The following is a 22,303-nucleotide window of genomic DNA, read 5'->3' on the forward strand; positions in this document are numbered from 1 at the left end:
AAAGACGCAGAGTAGACAACTCTGCGTCTTTTTTTGCTGGAGATTAGAGCCAATCTTCTTTTAGCAAAGATTTAAGAAGCTCTACATTTGTTACTCCTAGCTTGGCAGCGATCTGCTGCTCTAATTCAGTTTTGGTGATCATCATTCTGTTATTGCATTCTATTCCCTTTGGAGTGAGGACAATATTTTTGTCACGCTGATTTCCTTCGACTTCAACGGCTTCGACATAACCACGGGATAACATGCCTTGAATGCTTTTATGCGTGCCCTGTCTTGAAATATGAATTATTCTACTGATTTCTGAGATCGATAACATTTCTCGGGCCTCAAGAACTGCAAGAATGTGGGATTCGGTCTTATTAATTTGATCCGGGTCTTTGTCTGTCACTATTTTACGTAAAGCTAGATGCTTCTCACTGAGTAAATCGATCAGGTTCATTTTTTGCAGCTGCTTATTCATTAGAACACTCCTAAATCATGGCTCGTTTATCCCAGTATAAGACATTTGCGAATATTGTCAACTTGGTTGACTTGATTTGAGAATTTGTGTTATTGTAATCCAAGTTGACAATATAGAGATAAAAGGAGCTTGAAGATGGGAAGAAACAAAAAAGAAGCATTTTTATTTACGTTCATCATGTGTTTTTTGATGGTGCTGGGTATGAGTATTTACAATGTAGCACTAATGGAGGGTTGGTCAGGCACGTTAGTTAAGGATGTGATTGTCGGCTACTTGCCTGCATTTATAGTTGCACTCATTCTAGATGTATTTGTTGTAGGCAAGGTTGCGAAGGGGATCGCGCATAAGCTGGTTAAAGAAAATGATCCGATGATCAAAAAAATCATGTTCATATCCTTTTTTATGGTGACCGGAATGGTATTGTTCATGTCCTTCTATGGCGCAGTTCTCCATGTTGGATTTTCTGCTGAACTACCAAGAGCTTATCTGTCTGCCATAGGTAAAAATTTTATTTTTGCACTTCCACTGCAGATCATTTTAGTTGGGCCGCTTACACGATTTATTTTTGTGAAAATTACTCCAGCTGTGTCTGCGCAGGGAATAAATCAATAGAAGCAATGTACAACAAAACGCTCTCCGTCTGCCCGAATAAGCAGATGAGAGCGTTTTGTTTTTTTAAAGATTAGAAACGTTTATCTATGGCTCGCTCATTTACGCAAGCGCGTGAACTCTCTTTTTTACAGGTTCGAGTAGATTTAGGGCATACTCATTTCCGCTACCTTTGGGACTATCGTTACGGATATGCTCCTCAAGACATAATCTGGAATTGTGATCCGCTTGATAATCAGGATGAGTATCCAGATACCCCATTAGGGCTTGCCATGAGCCGTAGATATCATCAGTGCTTTCTGTCAGAGCATAGAGGCCGCCGTCGAGCCGCATTTCCTTTAGATGAGCTGGTATCTTCACATTTTCCGGAATTGAGGCACAGAATCCATATCCGTAAGGTTTATTCTCACCAGTTGGATGCGGGTTCGTATTGCCGCCAAAAAGCCGTGCTGTGCCTAATAGTTGACTAGCTTCCAGCCATTCATTAACTGGGATCATAGCCTCATCTTCTGGAGAGGTACTAACCGCAACATTGTAGGCAAATCTCATAGCTGGAAGAGTAATGAATCTTACATGAATAGGGGTAGAGTGATTAATAGTTGGCATAGATATAACCTCCTCAGTTTTAGTCATACCATCCGATGGATTGCATGACTTTTCGTTTAGTTCAGATAATAATTGATTTGTAATGGGTTCCTCGATATGGGCGGATATCCACTGTAAAAAGAGATGGATTTCACCTTCTCTATTTGTTAGTTCTGTTTTTTGATTGTGAATAGAAGCCGCTTGCTGGCTGAGCGCTTCGTACATGGACTGAACGGACATATGTTTAAGCACAGTTCCAATATCCTTGATGCTAATATCCAGCTTTCTTAATAATGAGGTAACCCGAATGGCGAGTATTGCTTTCTCATCATAAATCCGCCAGCCAGAGCTGCTATCCCGCTTACTTTCAAACAATCCTTGAGCTTCCCAGTGACGCAGAGTCCGACTCGTCAGTCCGAATTGCGCAGAAAGCTTATCAATGGTAACAAATCCGCTCATAGACAACTCCCGTTTCATAGTTTGATAAGGCGCCTTATGTGGATTATTTTAGCATTTAACGTTACGTCAATTGCAAGGAGAATTAATGATTGGGTATTCGAGATAATTTACATTTCTCATACAAAACATTGTCCAGTATTTAACGTCCAGCTTCTACAATCAAGATATTGGTAGAATGTACCTATTGCAATATGAGGCTTTATACGGAGGATGATATTGTTGAAAGCTAGGTCTATGCATCTAACTATGAAATGGAAGTTGATTTTGAGTTTTTCCGCCGTTGTTCTTTTCTTTTTGGGAGTAGCGTTTTATCAAAACCATAAAATCAGCCAAGTGGAGATTTCTATGGAAACGCAAAAAGCTGAGATGGAAAAACGAATTACCGTGTCAATCATTACGCAACTGCTGCAGGAAATGAATGCGGTAGAATCTTCGTTAGCGGGTTCGAGTGATTTGGAGTTCGTCCAACCCTTTAAGGACAAGCAAACAAAGCTGACTAAAGAGTTGGCGACGGTGAATTTTGCGGCAGATTCGCCGGCATTTAAAGAGTTAGAACAATTACATAGTCAGATTGGGGAATATACGGGATATTTTGACGAATTGGTAAAGACCATAGAAGACGAGCAGCTTGATCCCATGAGTGTGCTGGAACAAATCGATGAATTACATACGAAGGCTACAGCGTTGAGTGAAGTCATGCTAGTGACTAATGAAAAATTGTATACGGCAGCAGCAGAAAATGCAGAAAAAGCACAGGATTATTCTTTTGATCTGCTTAATCTAACCACCTCTATAGTTGCTTACGCAGCTGTGCTAGTGTTTATTTTCACATTAGTGATTGCGGTTATGCTCATACGTTCCTTCCTGAATCCTATTCATAAACTGCAATTGGCTCTGCGAAAAATTGCCGAAGGAGATTTGCGTCAGCAGATTAACTCACCTTACAACGATGAGTTGGGCAGTTTGAGTCATCATTTTGATCATATGGTGGAGCGGGTCCGGGAAATGCTTCAGCATACTCAGTCAGTAGCCTCTTCGCTGGCAACTTATTCGCATTCTTTTCAAGAATCTTCATCTATAACGGCGCATACGAATCAAGATATCGTAAGCACTATACAGGAAATCTCGGTAGGCGCAGAACAGCAGGCAGGACAATCCGAGCAGAGCGCTGGCCTGATTCAGGAGCTGGAACGTGAAGTGAATGAGATCACGGAGTATACCGAGGTTATGCTGGCTACCAGTCAAACGGCTAATCACAATACTCGTAAAGGATCTGAATCCGTCATCGCCCTCCGGGAGGTATCTGAGCATTCGCGTGAATCTGTTAATAAAGTATATCTGGCTTTAACCAAACTGAGTGATCAATCAAAGGACATCTCGCGCATCACTAAATCCATAACAGATATTTCTAATCAGACCAATATCCTCTCACTTAACGCAGCAATTGAAGCAGCCCGGGCAGGTGCCTACGGAAAAGGGTTCGCTGTCATCGCTGATGAAGTAAGACAATTATCTGTGCAGACTAAAGAGTCCTCCGTACATATCAGTCAGATTATTAGCGAGCTGCAATCCGGGATGGATGAATTCCAGCAATATATGCTGGTGACCAAAGGAAATCTTGAGGAACAGGATCATAAAGTGGCCGAAACGTTGTCCTCTTTTGAAGCGATTGATCATTCTATTGTGGAGATTAGTAAACAGATTGGGCAAATTCACGACAAAGTGGATATGACTCAGACTATGAACCGTAGACTCGCAGAGTCTGTGCATGCCGTCGCGGCCATCGCCGAGGAAACTGCGGCAGGGGTGCAAGAGGTGAACGCCTCCAGCGTACAGCAGGATCATGCTATCCGTGATATAGCCCGTCAAGCCATTGAGATTAATGAAATTTCGCAGAATTTATTTAAAGAAATCAACATTTTTAAGATTGATTCGGATGGGGACGATGGGGTCAGATATGAAGGTGACAGGGATACAAAGCATGCTGGCACTCCAGAAGCTGGGGACACATTAGGAGACGCATTAGGAGATGATACATTGGGTGCTGGCGATCCTCCAGATGATAGCGGTACTCCAAATGATAGCGGTACTCCAAATGATGGTGGTACACCAAATGCAGACGCTTCTAAAGAGGGGTCTTATCTGACAATCTCTGCGTAGCTCAGCGGGAATTGGCATTCGTAGCGTAAGGTAAAATAGAGAATAGAGTAGGGAGTAGGGAGTAGGGAGTAGAGTCTAGGGATTAGAGTTTATAGAATAGAGTTTATAGAATAGAGTTTAGAGATGAGAGGCTAAAGTTTAGCGCTTAGTGAGGTTCTACCTGCCGTTTTGATTTTAAGTGTATTTTATACAACTAAAAAGGTTTGTATTTAGCTTGATTAGGGTTTAGTTGTATTTAGTGCAGTTATTTCGAGGCGAAATGACGATAACGGTGGTTTGGTGGGGATATAATTGCATGAAATACAACTAAAACCAGGTGGGAGTGCACATACCTGAAAATAGTTGTATAGAGTGCAATTAACTCAACGCATAATTGTGTTTTGTTGCATAAAGAAGCTGGCTCCTTCGTGGGAGTATCCACGAAGGAGCCAGCTTTTTTATGTAGAAATATAATTAGTCCTCGTAAGTTTGATTTAGGGTGCTAACTAACTCTGGGAGCCAGTCGCTTAGAGTGAGAAACTTGTATCCCTCCGATTGAGCTTTAGCTGTATCCATAAACCAAGATTGTGTGATCCCGAATGGAGAATTATGCGCATCCGCTGTTTCGCTTTGAATGACGGCTTGTTTTCTGGTCTCTTTTTCAATCAGCGAGATAAGCTCCTTAATACTAACCGTACCGTCTGAGCAAGCGTTGAGAGGACCCGTCACCGTCGAGTTGCCAAGCCAATACAGAAAATCAGCGGCTTCGTCCGAACGGATAAAACAGATATTTGCATCTGGATTCGGAATCCCGATGGGCAGCTCGTTACGTACATGTTCGATATGAAAATGGAGTCTTCGTGTATAATCGTCAGTTCCCAGAACAATCGGAAAGCGGACAGCGGCTACAGGGAAGTTAGCTTGTTGGATAAGGACGGCTTCCGCCAGTCTTTTCCCCTCCTGATAGGTGAAGTCATTTCGTCCTCCATAACGAATAGGGTGCGTTTCAGGATCGAACACCTCTTCCGTCAGCGCTTGCTCACTGAAATCATAAACAGATAAACTTGAAGTCAGTATGTAACGTGTGGTTTTGCCGTCAAAAATACGGCGCGCCTGATCCGCTTCATCAGGTGAAAAACAAATATTATCGTAAACTACATCCCAACTCGTATCACCTAATGCTTGAGCGAAGGCCTCCGGTTGAGACCGATCCACCTGTATCCGGTGAACGAGATCGCCAAAAGGGTCGCTTGTTTCCCCGCGCGTTAATATGGTTACTTCGTTCTTAGAATCCTCAAGCAGACGCTCGACCAAACGTTTCCCAAAAAAGCGTGTGCCGCCTAAAATAAGAATCCTCCTCATCAACCTCACTCCTTGATTGCTATTAATGGTTATTAAAATGACTGTTTATTGGTTTATGTGAAGCTTCTGATTCATTGTAGAGAAGCGGCGGGATCAGCCAGATCAGCAGCAATGTATTGAGTTTTGAGTGATACAAATTGGACTAACGGGAAAGAGTTAGTTTGATTGTACTTCGTGCAATAGAATTCGTATTAGAGTGGAGAAAATTTGATCCTATTGCACTCTATACAATCAATGGATGATCAAGTGGCATTAAACTAGCTTTTCACCAGAATCTATTGCAGAGATTGCAGCAGATTCAATTTTTGCGGCTAGGACGGCGGATTCTGTTGTACAATATGCAACGTTTGTAGCTAGTTACCACAAACAGCCCAAATGTTAATTACACATTAAGCACACTAATCACAATTATATCTGTTCGTTTTTAACGTAACGAGACACTTAGCTGCCCGAAATCGAGCTTAACGAAAAACTACGCCACCATACACATTCCTGGCGTGGTATAATTCCAGCTGTTTGAACTGAATCCACCAGCTTGGAAGGTCTGGAAGCCTTGCAAGCTTTGGCTCGATACCGCCATTACAGGTTCCTGACTTTCGTCCGCAAATACAAGCTCGATCAGCTCGGCAATTTCCCCATGTTCATACGCGGCTGCAAGGCGGCTCAAGACAATCTGCATGGCTGTGTCCTGTGGTAAGGAAGGACCATCGGCCTGAAGCAGCTCTTGTCTTACGAGAGGAAGGGCTTGCCGGGCTCGGTGCAGAGCGGCTTTTATTGCCCCTTCTGTGGTATCGAGAATCTCGGCAGCTTCCATTGCAGAGTGTCCCAACACATCTCGAAGCAGGAATACCGCCTGCTGCAGCGGAGATAAATGCTCCTGTAGTGCTTGAAAAGCAGCTTCAATCTCAAATGAACCATACTCCGCAGAGGCTTCAGTGGGGGACTGATCCAGCTCCAACACTCGTGACAAGGTGGCTTTTCGCCGCATGATATCAATCCATGTGTTTCGGGCAATCCGAAAAAGCAATGCCTCAGGATTTGGGTGATTTGTAGAACTTGTATGATGAGTAGAATTTGTAGGAATCGTAGAATGCATTGCAGATTTTGCAGATGGTGCAGTCTTAGATGGCGTTACAGCCTTAGCAGACGTTGCAGCCTTAGAAAACGTATAGTTCATTTGATTAGTTTGATTAGTTTGATTAGTTTCAAGTTTTTCATTAGCTCCATTTGCTCCATTAGCCTTATCATTTTCAATGGTTTCTTTATTTTGTTTAACTTCATTCATTGGACTGTTCCCATTATTTGCGCTCGTTGAGTTCGAAGTCTTCATATAACCTAGAGCCTTGACCCATGTATCCTGAGCTAAATCATCGGCATCCCACGGGGATTGTGTCAATGCAAGACAATATCGCTTCAGAGCTATCTGCAAAGACCTGCTGTTACTTTCATCCGGCTCATCTCCGGTGCTAAGCTTCTCAAGGATGATCACTCTGCATAACTCCTTTTCCAGTAAGGTGATTTCGATTACTTCTAATAATAAACGAATGAGCAGGAAATTAAGATACGCAATTTTAAAAAATATAAATTCTCACGCCTAACGTATCCTATCCCCATATTAATCCGTTTACAGGGTAGATTTCAAAACTCTAAAACAGATGGAGGTCGAATACGGATGGCGTACGTTCCTTATGTAGTCGAACAAACGAATCAAGGTGAAAGATCTTACGATATTTATTCGCGGCTGTTGAAGGACCGGATAGTGTTCGTAGGTGCGGAAATTGAGGATCAGCTGGCTAACAGTATTGTTGCCCAGTTATTGTTTTTATCAGCAGTTGATCCGGATAAAGATATACACATGTATATCAATTGTCCAGGTGGCTCTATCACCGCAGGCTTCAGTATTTATGACACGATGCAGCTTATTAAGCCTCCGGTGAATACCATTTGTACAGGAATGGCGGCTTCTTTTGGTTCTTTGTTGTTATTGGCTGGGGCCAAAGGGAAACGTTATGCCTTGCCGAATAGCGAGATTATGATTCATCAGCCGCATGGTGGGGCGCAGGGGCAAGCTAGTGACATTGCGATCAGTGCCAAACGTATTTTGAAGGCAAGGGAAGTGCTTGTGCAAATTACAGCGGACCGAACTGGGCAGACGGTAGAGAAGGTACTGCAAGATATGGATCGAGATTATTTCATGTCAGCCGAGGAGGCGGTTGAATACGGAATTATCGATAAGGTCATCACAAATCTCTAAGACGAAGGAGTGAAGAAGGCTATGCTGGAGGTTTTGCAGGGAAAAGAGGTAACAATCTATTTTGTGGATGGCTCCAACGCTACAAAAGGAGTGCTGGAAACGGTAAGTGAAAATTTCGTCAAATATCGGACGGATTTTGAAGAGTTTTATATTCCAATCAGCTCGATCTGTTCTATCTCTCTAGATACCAAAACGCGTGAACGAGCCAAAGTAGGGTTCACACAATAACATCAATAACATCATCTGTATAAAAAAGGGTTAGGAGCTCCACAGCTCCTAACCCGTACTTTCCCGAATAGCCAAATAATGAGCCACATTTGCATGATGCGGCACAACGGTCTCCCCTTTAATCAGCTTGATTAAGGTTCGGGTGGCGGTCATCCCAATCTCCGTTCCAGAGTATTCAACCGAGGAAAGCTTAGGTCGAACGATAGAGGCAATGAAGCTGTTATCAAAACCGAACACGGCGACATCAGCTGGCACCCGTAGACCGTTATCGGTTAAATGATTCATGGCTCCAACTGCCATCCAATCTGTAGAGCAAAACACCGCAGTAGGTAACTCCCCGCTATCTATAATTCGGCGCATGGCGTCGCTCCCATCTTCGACGGCCATCGCACTTTCTACTACCCATTCTTTCCTTAAGGTTATGCCTGCATCCATAAGGGCTTGTAGATAGCCTTTATACCGATCCCCACCCACCGCATTATCTCCCGAGCCGCGAATCATAGCGATTTTGCGATGACCTTTTTGAATCAGATAAGTAACAGCTTCATAGGAGGCAGTTATATTGTCCAGATGAACGGAAGGAATCATATCCACCTGCGATTGTTGCCCGACAAGCACGCAAGGTGTATTTGAGCTGCGGATGATCTCCAGATGTTCATGGTTTGGAATTGAACCCACAAATATATTTCCTTCCGTCCCAATACGCTGGAACATCTTCAAATAGTGTTGTTCACTTTCTGCACTGCCGTCCGTTAATCCGACCATAATGTCGTATCCATACAAATCCGCAAGATCGCGAATACCAACATTGAAGTCATCCAGTACAGTGTTGCTATTCTGCGGAATGATCACACCGATCAGCTGTGTATTAGCTTTGTCCGTTTCAAGGCCGATGACATTCGGACGGTAGTTGGTTTGTTTAATAGCTTCCAATACTCGTTTACGGACATCTTCGTTTACTGGTTTGCTGTTATTGATTACCCTGGACACCGTAGAAATCGAAACGTTCGCCATTTGGGCTATATCTTTTATCTTTACCTTCAAGAAGATCACCATAACTTTCCATATGATTCACTTGGTGTTTCAACTCTCGCAAGCATATCACGGATAGCTTCAAGAATCCAAAAGATTGTTGTTGACCTAGGAAATAAAAGGTCCTATAATGATCGCTGTAGGAAAATTATTTCCTTGAAAAAAGCTTTTTTTGAACGATAAAGTTGGATTTTTGCTAAAAACAATAACTGAATTATTAATTTTAATGAATTTAGGGAAAATATTTTCCTATGAAGGGTATATGAATACGAAGGAGCTGCATGCATTGAACAGAACATGGTGGAAAGAAGCCACGGCGTATCAAATTTACCCACGGAGCTTTATGGACAGCAATGGTGATGGTGTAGGGGATCTGCAAGGAGTCATTTCTAAACTTGATTATTTGCAGGAGCTTGGCATCAATGTCATTTGGATCTGTCCTATTTATAAATCCCCAAATGATGATAATGGTTATGATATTTCGGATTATCAGGATATTATGGCGGAGTTCGGCAGCATGGCCGACTTTGATCAGCTGCTGCACGAGGTTCATGCACGAGGCATGAAGCTGATTCTGGATCTAGTGATTAATCATACTTCGGACGAACATCCATGGTTTGTTGAAGCACGTTCAAGCAAGGATAATCCGAAGCGGGATTATTATATTTGGAGTGATCCTAAGGACGGGAAGGAGCCGAATAACTGGGAGAGTATTTTCAGCGGTTCGATTTGGGAGCTTGATCCCGCCACAGAGCAATATTTTATGCATGTATTTTCCAAAAGACAGCCAGACCTCAACTGGGAGAATCCTGAGGTGCGCCGTGAATTGTATAGCATGGTCAACTGGTGGCTGGACAAAGGAATCGACGGCTTCCGGGTGGATGCCATTTCACATATTAAAAAAATCACCGGACATCCCGATCTGCCGAATCCACAGAATCTTCCGTATGTTCCGTCTGGCGATGGTCACATGAACCGTGAAGGGATTCACGATTTCTTGCAGGAGCTCAAGCAGGAGACGTTTGACCGATATGACATCATGACGGTTGGCGAAGCGAGTGGTGTAAATGTTGATCAGGCGGAGTCGTGGGTGGGTGAAGAGCAAGGCAAATTTAATATGATTTTTCAATTCGAGCATTTAGCTCTTTGGAATAAGAGTGTGACAGGTGGATTGGATGTTCTGCAGCTAAAATCAGCTCTCTCCCGTTGGCAAAAAGGTCTTGAGGGCAGAGGCTGGAACGCATTGTTCATCGAAAATCACGACCAGCCGCGTTCAGTTTCTACTTGGGGAAATGATGGCCAGTATTGGAAAGAGTCAGCTAAATCGTTGGCTACGATGTATTTCCTGATGCAGGGAACACCATTTATTTATCAAGGTCAAGAAATTGGGATGACCAATGTAAGATTTGAATCAATGGATGATTACGATGATGTGGCGATGAAGAACTTGTATCGTTTGGAGACTGAAGCCGGTAAATCACATGAGGAAGTCATGGAGGTAATCTGGAAGAACGGTCGGGACAACTCTAGAACACCAATGCAATGGAGCGACTCTGAAAACGCTGGTTTCAGCAGCGGCAAGCCATGGATGAAGGTGAATCCGAATTATACGGAAATCAATGTGGAGCGGGCGAAGCAGGACCCTTATTCCATCTATCATCATTACAAAAAGCTTATCGCTCTTCGGGCTGCTAATCCCGTTACTGTTTACGGGACTTATGATCTCATTTTGCCTGAAGATGAACGTATTTATGCTTATACTAGGACGCTTGGAAATGAAAAACTGCTAGTCATGTCTAACCTGACAGCAGAGGAAGCGCTGTTTGACCTTCCATTTGAATTGGAGTTTGATACTAGTGAGTTGCTCTTGCATAACTATGAGGTTGATCCTGCGGAGCCGATTGAGACTGTCGCATTACGGCCTTACGAGTCCCGTGTGTATATGCTGGTTAACGCACCTGTAGAGCAAGAGGGGAGCAGTGAACTTGTACCTGCACAAGAGTTAAGTGAAGCTTCTTTTCCAGAAACAGTTTAATATATTATTGTAATTCAAAGCGCCCGGTTATCCGGGCGCTTTTTTTGTGTGCGCCCAGCATGGGCGCTATCTATAGGGTTGAAGTCCCGAATGGCGAAGGCAGTAGTAGCCATTAGCTTAAGGCAAGGGTGTCCACCGCGAGGTGGAATCTGAAGGAAGCCAGCGGCAAATCTCCGGTCTGAGGAATACGAACTTCATACAAGGCTAACGTAGGCTGGATGAGGTTGCACAACAAACCAAAGTCCATACTGCCAAAGGCGTACGAGAGTAAATGAAGCAGATAGATGGAGAGGAAGATAGCGTTCTTACCTGGGGAGATCTGTGTGATAGGCGAGTATACTTCGTAACCCTACTTGTGAGAGTAGGCTGAGTGCACAGAAGTCAGCAGACGCCATAGTACGCAAGCTGTTGCAACAGCTGCGGAAGGGCTGAACATGGAATAGGATTTATACATCCAGGCGTTCAAGATGAGCGATGAATGCAGAAAAAAAAATCCGAAAGGACCTGACTGAAGAAGGAAACGGTGAATCCCGTGGGGGACTTCAGCAGGGCGGAGTTCATCTTTGGCACAAATGGAAGGTATAAATCACGTAAAGAGAGGTTAAAAAAAAATGTTGGAGCAACTGCTATCACGGGAAAATCTTCTGCAAGCCTTAAAGCGTGTTGAAGCGAATAAAGGAAGTCATGGCGTAGATGGGATGTCCGTAAAATCCTTACGAGAACACATCGTACAAAACTGGCAGACCTTGCGGCATGCCATAGAAGAAGGAACCTATGAACCGAGCCCCGTGCGCCGAGTCGAAATCCCGAAACCCGGTGGCGGAGGTGTTAGGTTACTAGGAATACCTACCGTGACAGATCGAATGATTCAACAAGCAATCGCGCAGGTGTTAACTCCATTGTTTGATCCAGAGTTTTCCGACCATAGCTATGGATTCCGTCCGAAAAGACGAGGGCATGATGCGGTGAGGAAAGCTCGAACCTTTATGAAAGAAGGATATCGATTCGTAGTCGACCTAGACTTGGAGAAATTCTTTGATCGCGTCAACCATGACCGACTGATGATGAAGATTTCGGAGAAAGTGGAGGACAAGAAAGTTCTCCTGCTTATCCGCAAATATCTTCAGTCAGGTGTGATGGAGAACGGGTTAGTAACCCCGACAACGGAAGGTGCCCCGCAAGGCGGTCCACTGAGTCCGTTATTATCTAACATTGTCCTAGATGAGCTCGACAAAGAACTCGAGAAACGTGGGCACCGCTTCGTTCGTTATGCGGATGATTGCAATATTTACGTGAAAACGCTAAGAGCAGGAGAGAGAGTCAAGACAACGGTCACCCGATTCATCGAGACGAGGCTAAAGCTGAAGGTGAACCAAGTAAAGAGCGCGGTAGACCGTCCCTGGAAACGAAAGTTTCTAGGATTTAGTTTTAGTGTGGACAAAGAACCAAAGGTGAGAATTGCGAAGCAGTCCTTACAGAGAGTCAAGGTTCGAATACAGGAGATATCCTCTCGAAAGAGATCGATGAAGATGGAAGAGCGAATCAAGGAACTAAACCACTACCTCATGGGATGGTGCGGTTATTTCTCGCTGGCGGATACCCCAAGTACCTTTCGAGATATGGATAAATGGATACGAAGAAGGCTACGAATGTGCCTCTGGAAGCAGTGGAAGACCCCTAGAACCAAAGTCAAAAGACTTATATCCTTAGGGGTACCTAAGGATAAAGCCTATGAGTGGGGAAATACCCGAAAAGGGTATTGGCGAATTGCAGGGAGTCCAATTCTACAACATGCATTGAATAACCAATATTGGGAAGCCAATGGATTAAAGAGTGTATTGGACAGATACAACTCCTTACGGAATATTTCATGAACCGCCGTATATCGAACGGTACGTACGGTGGTGTGAGAGGTCGGGGGCTAGCCGCCCCCTCCTACTCGATTGCGGTAGTGTAGGACTCTTGCACAAAATGAATACGCTTACCTAGGCAAGTCGTATAAAAATATTATTTTTTCTATTATTTTTGTTCCCAAAATTAATAGAATACTATATTATGTTATGAATACAGATTCATATAAGTGTATATTCATTCAATTTGGGGTGAAAGTAGACAAAATTATAGGAGGTAAAAAATGTCCAAGAGAATACTATCTTTATTACTAGCTTTTACACTTATGATGTCGGGTCTGCTTCCAGCTGCATATGCAGGTGAAGTTGCAACCGAAATTAACCCGCAGGCGGTTGTTGCTCCGGTTTCTACGGAGAACACAGCTGACCCAGCGGTGCTTTCTTCAGAACAAACTACGGTAGCGACTGCTGTCTATGAACAAATAGCGGCGACAGTTTCCACAGAAGTATACAAAGCTTCTATGACGGAAGCTAGAACATTAGAATTGACTTTAGATCTTCCTGATGGGGCATCGCCTCAAGATATCATCTGGAATTTTGGCAGAACGGCGGAAGAGATGAAGCCGCTGGCAGAGTGGAAAAAATGGAATAAAGATGCGAAAGATTATTCAGGTAATCCTTTCGTAACAGTGACATATGAGCCGATCTCAGGTTCAAAAGTAAAGGCTTTAATTCATTTTGATTTGCTGTACGGAGAGAATCTCTCACTAACGGGTATACGTGCAGAGTACGTCAAACGAGTGGGAATTTATAATCTAATCGGGACATTACCTGCTGGAGATGTGCTGGTAGAGCAGCAAGTCAAACTAAATCCATATGAAACCTATCATACATATGATGAGATTAAACCCGCGATCGATAGGATTACTGCTGAAAGCAATAATAAATATGATCGATATGTAGAGTATCAGCAAATTGGGACCTCAACTCAAGGTCGTGCCATTCATTTCTCTATTGTTGCTAAGGATAAGTCCTCAGTAGATCAATATTTGAACGAGACCTTACCGCTTATGATGAATGATCCTGAAGCCCTGCAAAAGAAAATTAACGACGGGGATCTGCAGAATTATAAGGTACCTATTTGGTTGAATAACATTCATGCCGATGAAGCCAATGGTGTCGATGTAATCATTAAGTTTTTGGATACGCTGATGACACAGCAAATTGTCACCTATGATACCACTGATGAGAATGGAAATCCGAAAAAGGTAGTTCTGAACATCGACGAAGCGCTTGACCATGTGATTTTCCTGCTTGATTATGTAGAGAATCCTGACGGTCGCGCGTTAAACACGCGTCAAACTTCAACGCTGCTTGATCCAAATCGGGACAACTCTTACCAGACCCAACCTGAGACACAAGCGGTAACTGCACAAATTGCTAAGTGGACGCCGCTTACCTTTTTGGACATGCATGGATTTGTAAGTGGCTTCTTGATTGAGCCTTGCACACCACCTCATGATCCTAACATTGAATATGATCTTGTAATGCCAAGTATGCTTGAGCAAGCAAATGCCATGGGTAAGGCGGGGATTGCTAATACAAAATATGATTCCTACCATATCCCTTATGAAGAATACGAAAAAACACAACAGGATCCGAACTATAAAGGAACGAATGCAACAGGTTGGGATGATGCTTCGCCAGCCTACACAGCTGTATATGCCATGCATCAAGGAGCACTTGGGCATACCATTGAAGTGCCTGAATTGAATGAAGATTCACTGGATGCCTTTTATTATGCGGCTTTGGGGGCCACCGATTATGTGATCAACAACAAGCAGGAACTGTTCCTGAATCAATTGGAAATCTTCAAACGGGGTATCCAAAATGAGAATACTAATGCTGCTGTTAAAGATTATCTAATCAATGCACAGAATGAGTCTATTGGACGTCCAGGGGTAGATGAGAATACGAATTTCTTCCCTGAGTATTACATTCTTCCGGTTGCAAAAGATTTGCAAAAAAATGATCTGGAAACCTACAAAATGGTTCAGTACCTACTGCGTAACAATGTGAAAGTAGAACGGACAACAGCCAGTGTAACTGTAGATTCTGTAGTCTATCCGGCTGGAACCTATGTGGTGAATATGCATCAAGCCAAAAGAGGTTATGCGAATCTTGTCTTGTATGATGGACTAGATGTCTCGGATTTTAATGAGATGTATTCCGATACGGTACAGAATTTCTCGGCTATGCGTGGTTTTGACCGATATATTAGCCGTTCTGTAGGAGCATTCACTGGGAAGACAGAAGAGGTTAGCGGTGTAACGATCCCTAGTACGAATCTGGATCAATCTCCGTTCGAGCAAAATTATGTGATTAAAAACAGCAACAATGATGCGATAAAAGCTGTGAATGAGCTGCTAGCCAACCATAAGGCAGTGACACTGCTGGAGAATGGGGGTACAGGTTACGAGAAGGGAAGTTTCCTTGTTTCCAGATCCAATCTTAGAACGGTATCGTCTAAATATCTGCTGGATATTGTGCCGTTTAGTGCTGCAGAGAACAGAACGGGTAAATTGCTTAAGGCTCCTAAGGTAGCTATTGCAGGAGCGACTGCATTTATGCTGAAGGATCTTGGGTTTAACGTAACTACGGATACAGTGGCAGCAGATGTTCTAATCAATTCGGGAACGAATCTGATTGCTACAGGTAAACCGTTTATCGGTTATGGAAGAACGATGCTAAAAACTGTTAAAGGGCTTAAGGTCCTCCCTGGACTGGACTATTCAACTCCGGTCAATAAGGATGGTAAAGAAGATGCTCATGAGGGATTGTTTAAGGCTGAGGTCTCTCAGGACAATGTAATTACAGCGCCTTATGCCGATAGCGAATATCTCTACACAGTTTCCGCGGCTTATATTACAAAAGTGCCTGAAGGCGCAGAGATCTTGGCGAAATACGGATCAGGAGCTGACTTTTTCAAAGCAGGCTGGTGGCCGAATAACGAGGCTGCACAAGACCAAGTATTGGCGCTTACTTACAATACAGACAACATCCATGTGACGTTATTTGCGAATGATCTGATGAATAAATATCATCCGCAAAATCAATTCAGATTGCTTGCCAATTCAATCTATGCTGCTGCTCCAGCGGCGACTAAAGAGGATGGTATGGATAACGGGGTGAATGAACCAGAGCCAACAACACCTTCGACACCGTGGCAGCCATCTGTAACATCAACACCTGCACCGACCGTGCAGCCGTCTGCAACACCAACGCCAGCTCCAACTCCAACTGTGCAGCCGTCTGCAACACCAAACCCAATAGGTTCTAACTTCACGGATCTAGGTAAGGTGGCGTGGGCAGTATCGGCAATTCAAGAGCTGGCGGCAAAAGGGATCCTGCAAGGAGTGAGCGATAATTCCTTTGCTCCGCTTAAAGAGGTGACGCGTGCCGAGTTTATTACCATGATCGTGCGAGCTTTTGATCTGCTTGATGTGAAATCAACCGCTGCCTTCAGTGACGTGAAAGCTTCTGACTGGTCTTATGGATACATTGCATCCGGGGTCAAGAACGGATTGATTAACGGTGTAGGCAATGGAAGGTTTGATCCTAACCGTGCGATTACACGCGAGGAAATGGCAATCATTGTATCCAATGCACTTAAGAAATTTAAAGGCAAGTCGGTAAATGATACAAATGCCGCTTTGGCTAACTTTAAAGACCAGGCAACAATCGCTGCTTACGGTAAAGAAGCGGTGGCATTACTAACTCAGGAAGGTATTGTGCAAGGTCTGATTGCGGATACCTTCGGTCCTAAAAACATTGCCAACCGTGCTCAAGCAGCAGTGATTATTGATAGGATGTTGAAGCTTAATTAAGTTTTAGATACTTATAAAATAATACAAGAATGCCCCTCAGCTATTTGGCTGAGGGGCATTCTTTTTATAGTTACTCTGCATTATCCGTAGATGGTAAATCCGGCAGTTGTTGAATGTAGCTGTTAGACATATTTAGAAGCCGCTGAACGGCGTCAAATTGTTCTTTTGTCGAACCGCCCTCTGTTTCAGAGCCATCGATTAGATTAAAGTTGTCTCCATCATCGTAATCGACACCAGTCAAATACATGCTTGTGTCATTAATGAAAGAGCCGGTAGGCAAAAAGTGTCTGACAGGGAGCATGTTGGTCTGTTGGTTCATCAGATCTTCTCCGAAGTAGAGCTGATCTTTCATTGAAATCCCTAACAGGTTAGCTACAGTTGGCATAATGTCGATCTGGCCGCCAGTTTGGCTGTATACCGTAGGTTGACCTACCCCTGGCGCATGTACGATGAAAGGAATGTTGAACATATCGGTATAACCATATTCGTGACCGACCATTTCTTCCATTAACGATTTCTCGTTGCCATCAAGGGAATATAGCGATACACCCTGATGGTCCCCGTAAAAGACAATGACGCTATCATCCCATAGACCACTGGACTTTAATTGATCCAGAAATTGTCCCATTGCATAATCTGCGTAATTTTGAGCTAGAATATAGTTGCCAACTAGGGTACCTTCATACCGTTTAGGCAGCGTCATTTTATTTTTTGACTCTGGCATTTTATAAGGGTGATGAGCACTCATAGAAATGACCATTGCATAAAAAGGATCATCTTTAGCATCCATTTTGACTAATTCAGGCACAGTCTTGGCATAGAGTACCTCATCAGAAGCACCGAATGCGATATGATCACCATCCCCATAGAACGCTTGATCGTAATACTTATCAAAGTCTAGGACTTTGTATAGAGTTTTGCGGTTCCAGAATTCTACGCTATTGGTGTGAAAGGTTGCTGTATTATATCCATTAGCTTTCATCAGCTTAGGCAGGCTCGGAAGCGCCTTATCCATATAATTGGATGAAGTGGCTACCTCGTGATGAGGAACGTACAACGAAGTATTCACCACAAATTCAGCATCCGAAGTTGTTCCTTGCCCGGCATTAGTATAGAAGTTATTGAAATAATGTTCGCTTTTCAAAAGCTTATTTAGATTGGGTGTTACTTCCTGTCCGTCAATGCTCAGGTCCAGCAAAAAGTTCTGAAAAGATTCCATTTGTACCACGATTAGATTTTTACCTTGAGCTGCCGCCCAGTACTTCGGTGAGCCAGGCTCTGTAATTCCTTTGGTCTCGTTAATGGATGGTTGCGTGATTTCTTTGCTGTCGATTATTTCTTCTGTTTCCCTTGTATCGGCAAAAATAGTATAGACCTCGTAATTAAGAATCCCCATACTCTCCGCTTTTTTGTTCTCGTTCATACTGGCATGATTCGGCCAAACATTAAAGACACAAACTGCTAAGGAAACACTGATGATCCCAAACAAAGCGGTCCGGTTCATGCGGCGGTTCATACCTCTTTCTTTCCAGATCGCAATATATTTCGGACGGAACATAAAAAACATGAACACTACAATATCCACAAAAATGAACAAATAGTAAGGGTCCAGCAACGAGTATGTGCTTTCTCCCACCTTAGTTACTTTATCTGCTTGTTCCAAGGCATGATAAGTAGCAATTACACCGTAATATTTGTAATACATTAGGACGGCGAAATATATGACTGAAATCAATAGGTTGGCTATCATGTAATACAGAAATTTTCGTTTGGAAGCCATCCATTCAATAAGTCCAAATACGATAAAGAAAAATGGGATCTCTGTCAGCAGCATGCTCCAGTTAGGACCGTCGCTAAAAACTACGAACCAGGCCACTGCGCATTTTAGCAGCAGGACGAAGCTAAAGACTAGGAAGGGTTTGTTTTTTATATCAAAATCTTTTTTCACTCGTTATCATCCTCTCTGATGCAATTACACCAAGGTCCTGCATATACCTGTATTTCATGGAAATCCGTTGCAATATGCCGAAGCTTATTATGCTCCCGAAGTTATCAAGTGTCAAAAGGTGGACGAGAGTCCTAGAGTGAAGCAACAAGCGATTTATGCCGCATAAGCAGGTAAAATCAACGCCAATCCCAAACTACAGGGTCCTATGCGTATAAAATGATTTTAATAATTTCCAGTTTCCCGCAACTTTGTATAATATTCCTCAGTCTAAATATAGAGGAGTGATTAGAGAGGCGGGAATTAGATGACCCAGCGGCAGTTCATAACGATGGTAACGATTTGTTTTCTTGTGCTCTTAAATTCAGGTTGTAATCAAGGGGAGAACTCCATTGGTGTGGAGCCTTCTGGCTCTATAGCTTCAACGTCTGTACCACAGGTTCCCGAAGACTTTTTGCTAACACTGGATTATAAAGTTCAGAACCATCCGGATACATTTGCAGTTGAGGTACCACAGAACTGGGAGGTTAAGCTGGGGGAGTATCCAGTGGGACTTTACTGGCGATTAGCGAATGAGTTCTCTAAAGATGCCGGATTGGATTTGACCCTCCTGAAGGGTGCCACGGTAGAGGTACAGCGGTATTCCTTAGTCGATGGTTTACCTGGTTCTGGCGAACAAAAAGAATTTTCTTATCCCTCCAATCTCGTTTTGCTTGTTCAATCAGGAAATACCGTTGGGGCTTGGCTGGAATTTAATATTCAAAGTATCGGCCCTTCTATTAAGAAGCGTAGCTTGACCGACATTACAGGATATACATTTGAGGAGTGGACGGAGAGAGAAGGTTTGTTTGCTAAGGAAGGTGAGAATGGTGATTTAGCCTCATTAGGCCATTTCGAGCTGCTGGATGCTTTTTTCCAGGCTATACAGGTGGGTAATCATACCCGCGCCCGCGCATGTTTGAATCCTAATGCCTTACTCACTGCATTGACGGTTAACCGTCAAGAGCATCAACTCTATAACCCGGGTTTTGGTGGTGAAAATGCTCTCAGTGAAAGTATTGTTGAGGCTAAGCCTACCTCTTATAAAGTGATGGATTATGATACTGGCTCTGAAATCAAAGACATCGGTGATCGCACAACGTTAAATATTGTGGTCGATCTGTATATGAAATCACTAAATCCCGTCTTCAATACCCCAGATGGCCGGGAGACTCGCTTCGCAGTGTTGACCAAACACGCTAACGGCTGGAAGATTGGAGGTTTTGGAACGGGACCGTGAGTTGTTGCGTTATCTATTTATTAATAAAAGGAGTGATCTCAAGTGTTTAAACAAAGTTTGATGTCAAAAGTGCAGGTAAGGCGGATATGTAGAGTTGTTGTCGGGACTGTTCTTAGCTTGGCTATGGTCTCACCCTTAGTGGCAGCAGCAGATAATGTGAATTCACCTGAAGAAAAGAAATTATTGTCTGGCATCACCCAACTGGACGCTGGTGACAGAAGTGCGTATGCCGTCACTGCGGATGGAACAGCCTGGGCGTGGGGTGGTGGGTACGGCTCTATTGGTAATGGGGCGACCACACCAGCGTATACTCCCGTCAAAATGCATATCGATCATGTAAAGCAAATCTCAGGTGGTTATCGTCATAACTTGATGTTGAAGGACGATGGAACAGTGTGGGCAGTAGGGGGGAACGAGCATGGACAACTTGGCATTGGAACACAGTCCTCTAAGATTCTTGTAGAGCCTGTTCAAGTGCAAGGGCTAACAGATGTGAAAGCTGTTTCTGCGGGGGGCACCTTTAGCTTAGCTCTTCTTAAAGATGGAACGGTCTGGGCATGGGGAGGCAATGAACAAGGTGAACTCGGTGACGATTCGCGGAAAAACAAGCTAACCCCGGTGCAGGTAAAGGGACTACCCTCTGTCCTGTCTATAGCAGCGGGATCGAATAATTCAGTGGCGCTTGGTAATGGTGGAGAGGTATGGGTGTGGGGATCGCAGCAACCGCTGGGAACGCAAAAAGGCGTAATCTTAAAGCCTACGCTTATTAAAGGAAGCGGAGAATATAGAGCGGTTGATATGGACGGAGCCTATGGGCTCTATGGGGCAGCATTGAGATGGGATGGTACAGTATGGATTTGGAATAATTACATAGATCCATATCTGGGAGAAACTCTAAAACCCGTTCAGATTCCAGGGCTTTCAGACGTCATTTCGCTGACAACAGATTCCGCGGTGAAGGCGGATGGGACCGTGTGGCAGTGGACGGTTGGCGATAAGAACAAGATTAATGTTACACAGTCAAAGGGTATTCAGAATGCAGTTTCCATTTCTAAAGGGAGCAGAAATCATTATGTACTCTTAAAAGATGGTCATGTCCTTGCCTGGGGAGCAAATGAATTTGGGCAGACGGGTCTGGGGGTCAGAGAGATCGAGGTGAATACGCCTCAGCTCGTGAAGAAATCTATTCAAGTATTGTTGAATGGGAATGAAATGGAACTGACTATGCCGCCACTACTAATTAATAATTCGACATATGTTCCTTTAAGAGGAGTCTTCGAGCAGATGGGAGTTAATGTTCGTTGGGATGTTCCATCGAGAGCTGTGGTCGCTGTAAAGGGATCTACAACTCTGATCTTGAATTCGGTAACTGGACAAACGACTGTTAATGGAAAGGTAATAGCAACAGATCAAAAACCGGTCTTCATTAATGATAGCGTTTATGTACCCCTCAGATTGATAAGCGAAATGTTGGGGGCGCAGGTAGAATGGGATGCAGATGCTTATGCAGTTCGAATAAATTCCAATAAATAAGTTGACTATTTATTAGAAGCTTTAGGCTGAATTCTCCTTCTGGAGAGTTCAGCTTTTTGCGTGGAGCGCAGAAGATTTAGAGGGAAATGCAATAACGGTAAACAAAGCGTATGCGATTTTGAAGAATGTAAGCGGGAATCTTTTCGAGGATTCTTTATACGGATGATGATGAATATTGGAAAAATGGGACAACTTATAATTATCCCAATGATCGTTCAATTCTGGTCGCGAAACGGATGGGCATAGCAACAACGATTAATATTGCGACAAAAACGGGTAAGAGTATATATTACGGCCTCTTTGTATTTGTTGCAGTGCTGTTGATTGGAATGGTGGAAACCGAACGTTTTTAGGCGGAGTTGAAAGGATGGTGAGGTTTTTCATTGATTTTAAAATAAATCGTATGAAGTATAACCCTCTTGTGATAGAATAATCTAGTTGCTCTAGTTTCTGAAAATCCACTCTGTTCCAGCAAAACACCTGATCTATACACGTGGATAATCGAGGAAATATGAGCATTTAAGAGTATTAACAAGATTTCTTAGAGATTTTACACAAAACACATCATTTTTTGTCGGTTTTTATTGATTTATTCAAAAATATTATGTATAATCAGCCTTGTTGATTTTGCAAATGGAATTTTAGG

17 protein-coding genes are annotated in these 22,303 nt (G+C 43.4%); 10 read left to right on the forward strand and 7 right to left on the reverse strand.

Going from position 1 to position 22,303, the window contains the following annotated elements; genetic code table 11:
- Positions 1 to 43: 43 nt before the first annotated feature.
- Positions 44 to 460, reverse strand: coding sequence for a helix-turn-helix domain-containing protein (locus tag NSQ66_RS09850; protein WP_036679291.1), 417 nt, complete (start codon positions 458 to 460; stop codon positions 44 to 46).
- 135 nt (positions 461 to 595) lie between these two features.
- Here NSQ66_RS09850 and NSQ66_RS09855 point away from each other — a divergent pair, with 135 nt between their 5' ends.
- Positions 596 to 1,072: a DUF2798 domain-containing protein gene (locus NSQ66_RS09855; RefSeq protein ID WP_036679295.1), complete on the forward strand. Its 477-nt coding sequence runs from the start codon at positions 596 to 598 to the stop codon at positions 1,070 to 1,072.
- 99 nt (positions 1,073 to 1,171) lie between these two features.
- Here the strand turns inward: NSQ66_RS09855 and NSQ66_RS09860 are convergent, their stop codons facing one another.
- Complete coding sequence (locus NSQ66_RS09860) at positions 1,172 to 2,113, reverse strand: MerR family transcriptional regulator (RefSeq protein WP_036679297.1); 942 nt, start codon at positions 2,111 to 2,113, stop codon at positions 1,172 to 1,174.
- Between the two features lie 246 nt (positions 2,114 to 2,359).
- On the opposite strand from NSQ66_RS09860, the gene NSQ66_RS09865 reads away from it, so the two are divergent.
- A complete protein-coding gene (locus NSQ66_RS09865; protein ID WP_339192868.1) occupies positions 2,360 to 4,273 on the forward strand; it encodes a methyl-accepting chemotaxis protein in 1,914 nt (637 codons plus the stop codon).
- A gap of 453 nt (positions 4,274 to 4,726) precedes the next feature.
- Here the strand turns inward: NSQ66_RS09865 and NSQ66_RS09870 are convergent, their stop codons facing one another.
- Both NSQ66_RS09870 and NSQ66_RS09875 read right to left on the reverse strand, forming a co-directional pair.
- Positions 4,727 to 5,614: an NAD-dependent epimerase/dehydratase family protein gene (locus NSQ66_RS09870; RefSeq protein ID WP_076098481.1), complete on the reverse strand. Its 888-nt coding sequence runs from the start codon at positions 5,612 to 5,614 to the stop codon at positions 4,727 to 4,729.
- 472 nt (positions 5,615 to 6,086) lie between these two features.
- On the reverse strand, positions 6,087 to 7,103 hold the full coding sequence (locus NSQ66_RS09875; protein ID WP_076140894.1) for an RNA polymerase sigma factor: 1,017 nt from the start codon (positions 7,101 to 7,103) through the stop codon (positions 6,087 to 6,089).
- Between the two features lie 183 nt (positions 7,104 to 7,286).
- Between NSQ66_RS09875 and clpP the strand changes: the two genes are divergently transcribed.
- Positions 7,287 to 7,868 carry an ATP-dependent Clp endopeptidase proteolytic subunit ClpP gene (gene clpP / locus NSQ66_RS09880; RefSeq protein ID WP_076140896.1) on the forward strand — a complete coding sequence of 194 codons (582 nt, stop codon included), beginning with the start codon at positions 7,287 to 7,289 and terminating at the stop codon, positions 7,866 to 7,868.
- Between the two features lie 21 nt (positions 7,869 to 7,889).
- Positions 7,890 to 8,096, forward strand: a complete 207-nt coding sequence (locus tag NSQ66_RS09885) for a hypothetical protein (RefSeq protein WP_036679303.1) — start codon at positions 7,890 to 7,892, stop codon at positions 8,094 to 8,096.
- 48 nt (positions 8,097 to 8,144) lie between these two features.
- On the opposite strand, the gene NSQ66_RS09890 is transcribed toward NSQ66_RS09885, so the two are convergent.
- A complete protein-coding gene (locus NSQ66_RS09890; RefSeq protein WP_076140897.1) occupies positions 8,145 to 9,152 on the reverse strand; it encodes a LacI family DNA-binding transcriptional regulator in 1,008 nt (335 codons plus the stop codon).
- Between the two features lie 262 nt (positions 9,153 to 9,414).
- Between NSQ66_RS09890 and NSQ66_RS09895 the strand changes: the two genes are divergently transcribed.
- Positions 9,415 to 11,163 (forward strand): alpha-glucosidase, encoded by a 1,749-nt coding sequence (locus NSQ66_RS09895; RefSeq protein ID WP_080742684.1) that lies wholly within the window; start codon positions 9,415 to 9,417, stop codon positions 11,161 to 11,163.
- Positions 11,164 to 11,275: 112 nt separating this feature from the next.
- Here NSQ66_RS09895 and NSQ66_RS09900 read toward each other — a convergent pair whose 3' ends face one another.
- The gene (locus NSQ66_RS09900) at positions 11,276 to 11,410 is read right to left on the reverse strand and encodes a hypothetical protein (protein WP_256720279.1); all 135 of its coding nucleotides are present in this window, start codon (positions 11,408 to 11,410) and stop codon (positions 11,276 to 11,278) included.
- 364 nt (positions 11,411 to 11,774) lie between these two features.
- Here NSQ66_RS09900 and ltrA point away from each other — a divergent pair, with 364 nt between their 5' ends.
- On the forward strand, positions 11,775 to 13,037 hold the full coding sequence (gene ltrA / locus NSQ66_RS09905) for a group II intron reverse transcriptase/maturase (RefSeq protein WP_036681916.1): 1,263 nt from the start codon (positions 11,775 to 11,777) through the stop codon (positions 13,035 to 13,037).
- Positions 13,038 to 13,297: 260 nt separating this feature from the next.
- On the forward strand, positions 13,298 to 16,900 hold the full coding sequence (locus NSQ66_RS09910) for a M14 family metallopeptidase (protein ID WP_076140898.1): 3,603 nt from the start codon (positions 13,298 to 13,300) through the stop codon (positions 16,898 to 16,900).
- A 70-nt stretch (positions 16,901 to 16,970) separates the two neighbouring features.
- Here NSQ66_RS09910 and NSQ66_RS09915 read toward each other — a convergent pair whose 3' ends face one another.
- A complete protein-coding gene (locus tag NSQ66_RS09915; protein WP_076107493.1) occupies positions 16,971 to 18,848 on the reverse strand; it encodes an LTA synthase family protein in 1,878 nt (625 codons plus the stop codon).
- A 304-nt stretch (positions 18,849 to 19,152) separates the two neighbouring features.
- Between NSQ66_RS09915 and NSQ66_RS09920 the strand changes: the two genes are divergently transcribed.
- The 3 genes from NSQ66_RS09920 to NSQ66_RS09930 all read left to right on the forward strand — a co-directional run bounded on the left by NSQ66_RS09920 (position 19,153) and on the right by NSQ66_RS09930 (position 22,010).
- Positions 19,153 to 20,124, forward strand: coding sequence for a DUF4830 domain-containing protein (locus NSQ66_RS09920; RefSeq protein WP_076107491.1), 972 nt, complete (start codon positions 19,153 to 19,155; stop codon positions 20,122 to 20,124).
- Positions 20,125 to 20,166: 42 nt separating this feature from the next.
- On the forward strand, positions 20,167 to 21,657 hold the full coding sequence (locus NSQ66_RS09925) for a stalk domain-containing protein (protein WP_076107489.1): 1,491 nt from the start codon (positions 20,167 to 20,169) through the stop codon (positions 21,655 to 21,657).
- 149 nt (positions 21,658 to 21,806) lie between these two features.
- Complete coding sequence (locus NSQ66_RS09930; RefSeq protein WP_339279731.1) at positions 21,807 to 22,010, forward strand: DUF5808 domain-containing protein; 204 nt, start codon at positions 21,807 to 21,809, stop codon at positions 22,008 to 22,010.
- Positions 22,011 to 22,303 lie beyond the last annotated feature (293 nt).

This window comes from Paenibacillus sp. FSL H3-0329 (genome assembly GCF_037963285.1).
GTDB classification, from domain to species: domain Bacteria; phylum Bacillota; class Bacilli; order Paenibacillales; family Paenibacillaceae; genus Paenibacillus_AQ; species Paenibacillus_AQ odorifer.

What these genes read in the sequence shown, in the direction of transcription:
- NSQ66_RS09890 (WP_076140897.1), bottom strand. Translation starts at nt 9,152, where the DNA reads ATGGTGATCTTCTTGAAGGTAAAGATAAAAGATATAGCCCAAATGGCG.
- NSQ66_RS09860 (WP_036679297.1), bottom strand. Translation starts at nt 2,113, where the DNA reads ATGAGCGGATTTGTTACCATTGATAAGCTTTCTGCGCAATTCGGACTG.
- ltrA (WP_036681916.1), top strand. Translation starts at nt 11,775, where the DNA reads ATGTTGGAGCAACTGCTATCACGGGAAAATCTTCTGCAAGCCTTAAAG.
- NSQ66_RS09885 (WP_036679303.1), top strand. Translation starts at nt 7,890, where the DNA reads ATGCTGGAGGTTTTGCAGGGAAAAGAGGTAACAATCTATTTTGTGGAT.
- NSQ66_RS09865 (WP_339192868.1), top strand. Translation starts at nt 2,360, where the DNA reads ATGAAATGGAAGTTGATTTTGAGTTTTTCCGCCGTTGTTCTTTTCTTT.
- NSQ66_RS09855 (WP_036679295.1), top strand. Translation starts at nt 596, where the DNA reads ATGGGAAGAAACAAAAAAGAAGCATTTTTATTTACGTTCATCATGTGT.
- NSQ66_RS09920 (WP_076107491.1), top strand. Translation starts at nt 19,153, where the DNA reads ATGACCCAGCGGCAGTTCATAACGATGGTAACGATTTGTTTTCTTGTG.
- clpP (WP_076140896.1), top strand. Translation starts at nt 7,287, where the DNA reads ATGGCGTACGTTCCTTATGTAGTCGAACAAACGAATCAAGGTGAAAGA.
- NSQ66_RS09850 (WP_036679291.1), bottom strand. Translation starts at nt 460, where the DNA reads ATGAATAAGCAGCTGCAAAAAATGAACCTGATCGATTTACTCAGTGAG.
- NSQ66_RS09870 (WP_076098481.1), bottom strand. Translation starts at nt 5,614, where the DNA reads ATGAGGAGGATTCTTATTTTAGGCGGCACACGCTTTTTTGGGAAACGT.
- NSQ66_RS09900 (WP_256720279.1), bottom strand. Translation starts at nt 11,410, where the DNA reads ATGGACTTTGGTTTGTTGTGCAACCTCATCCAGCCTACGTTAGCCTTG.
- NSQ66_RS09910 (WP_076140898.1), top strand. Translation starts at nt 13,298, where the DNA reads ATGTCCAAGAGAATACTATCTTTATTACTAGCTTTTACACTTATGATG.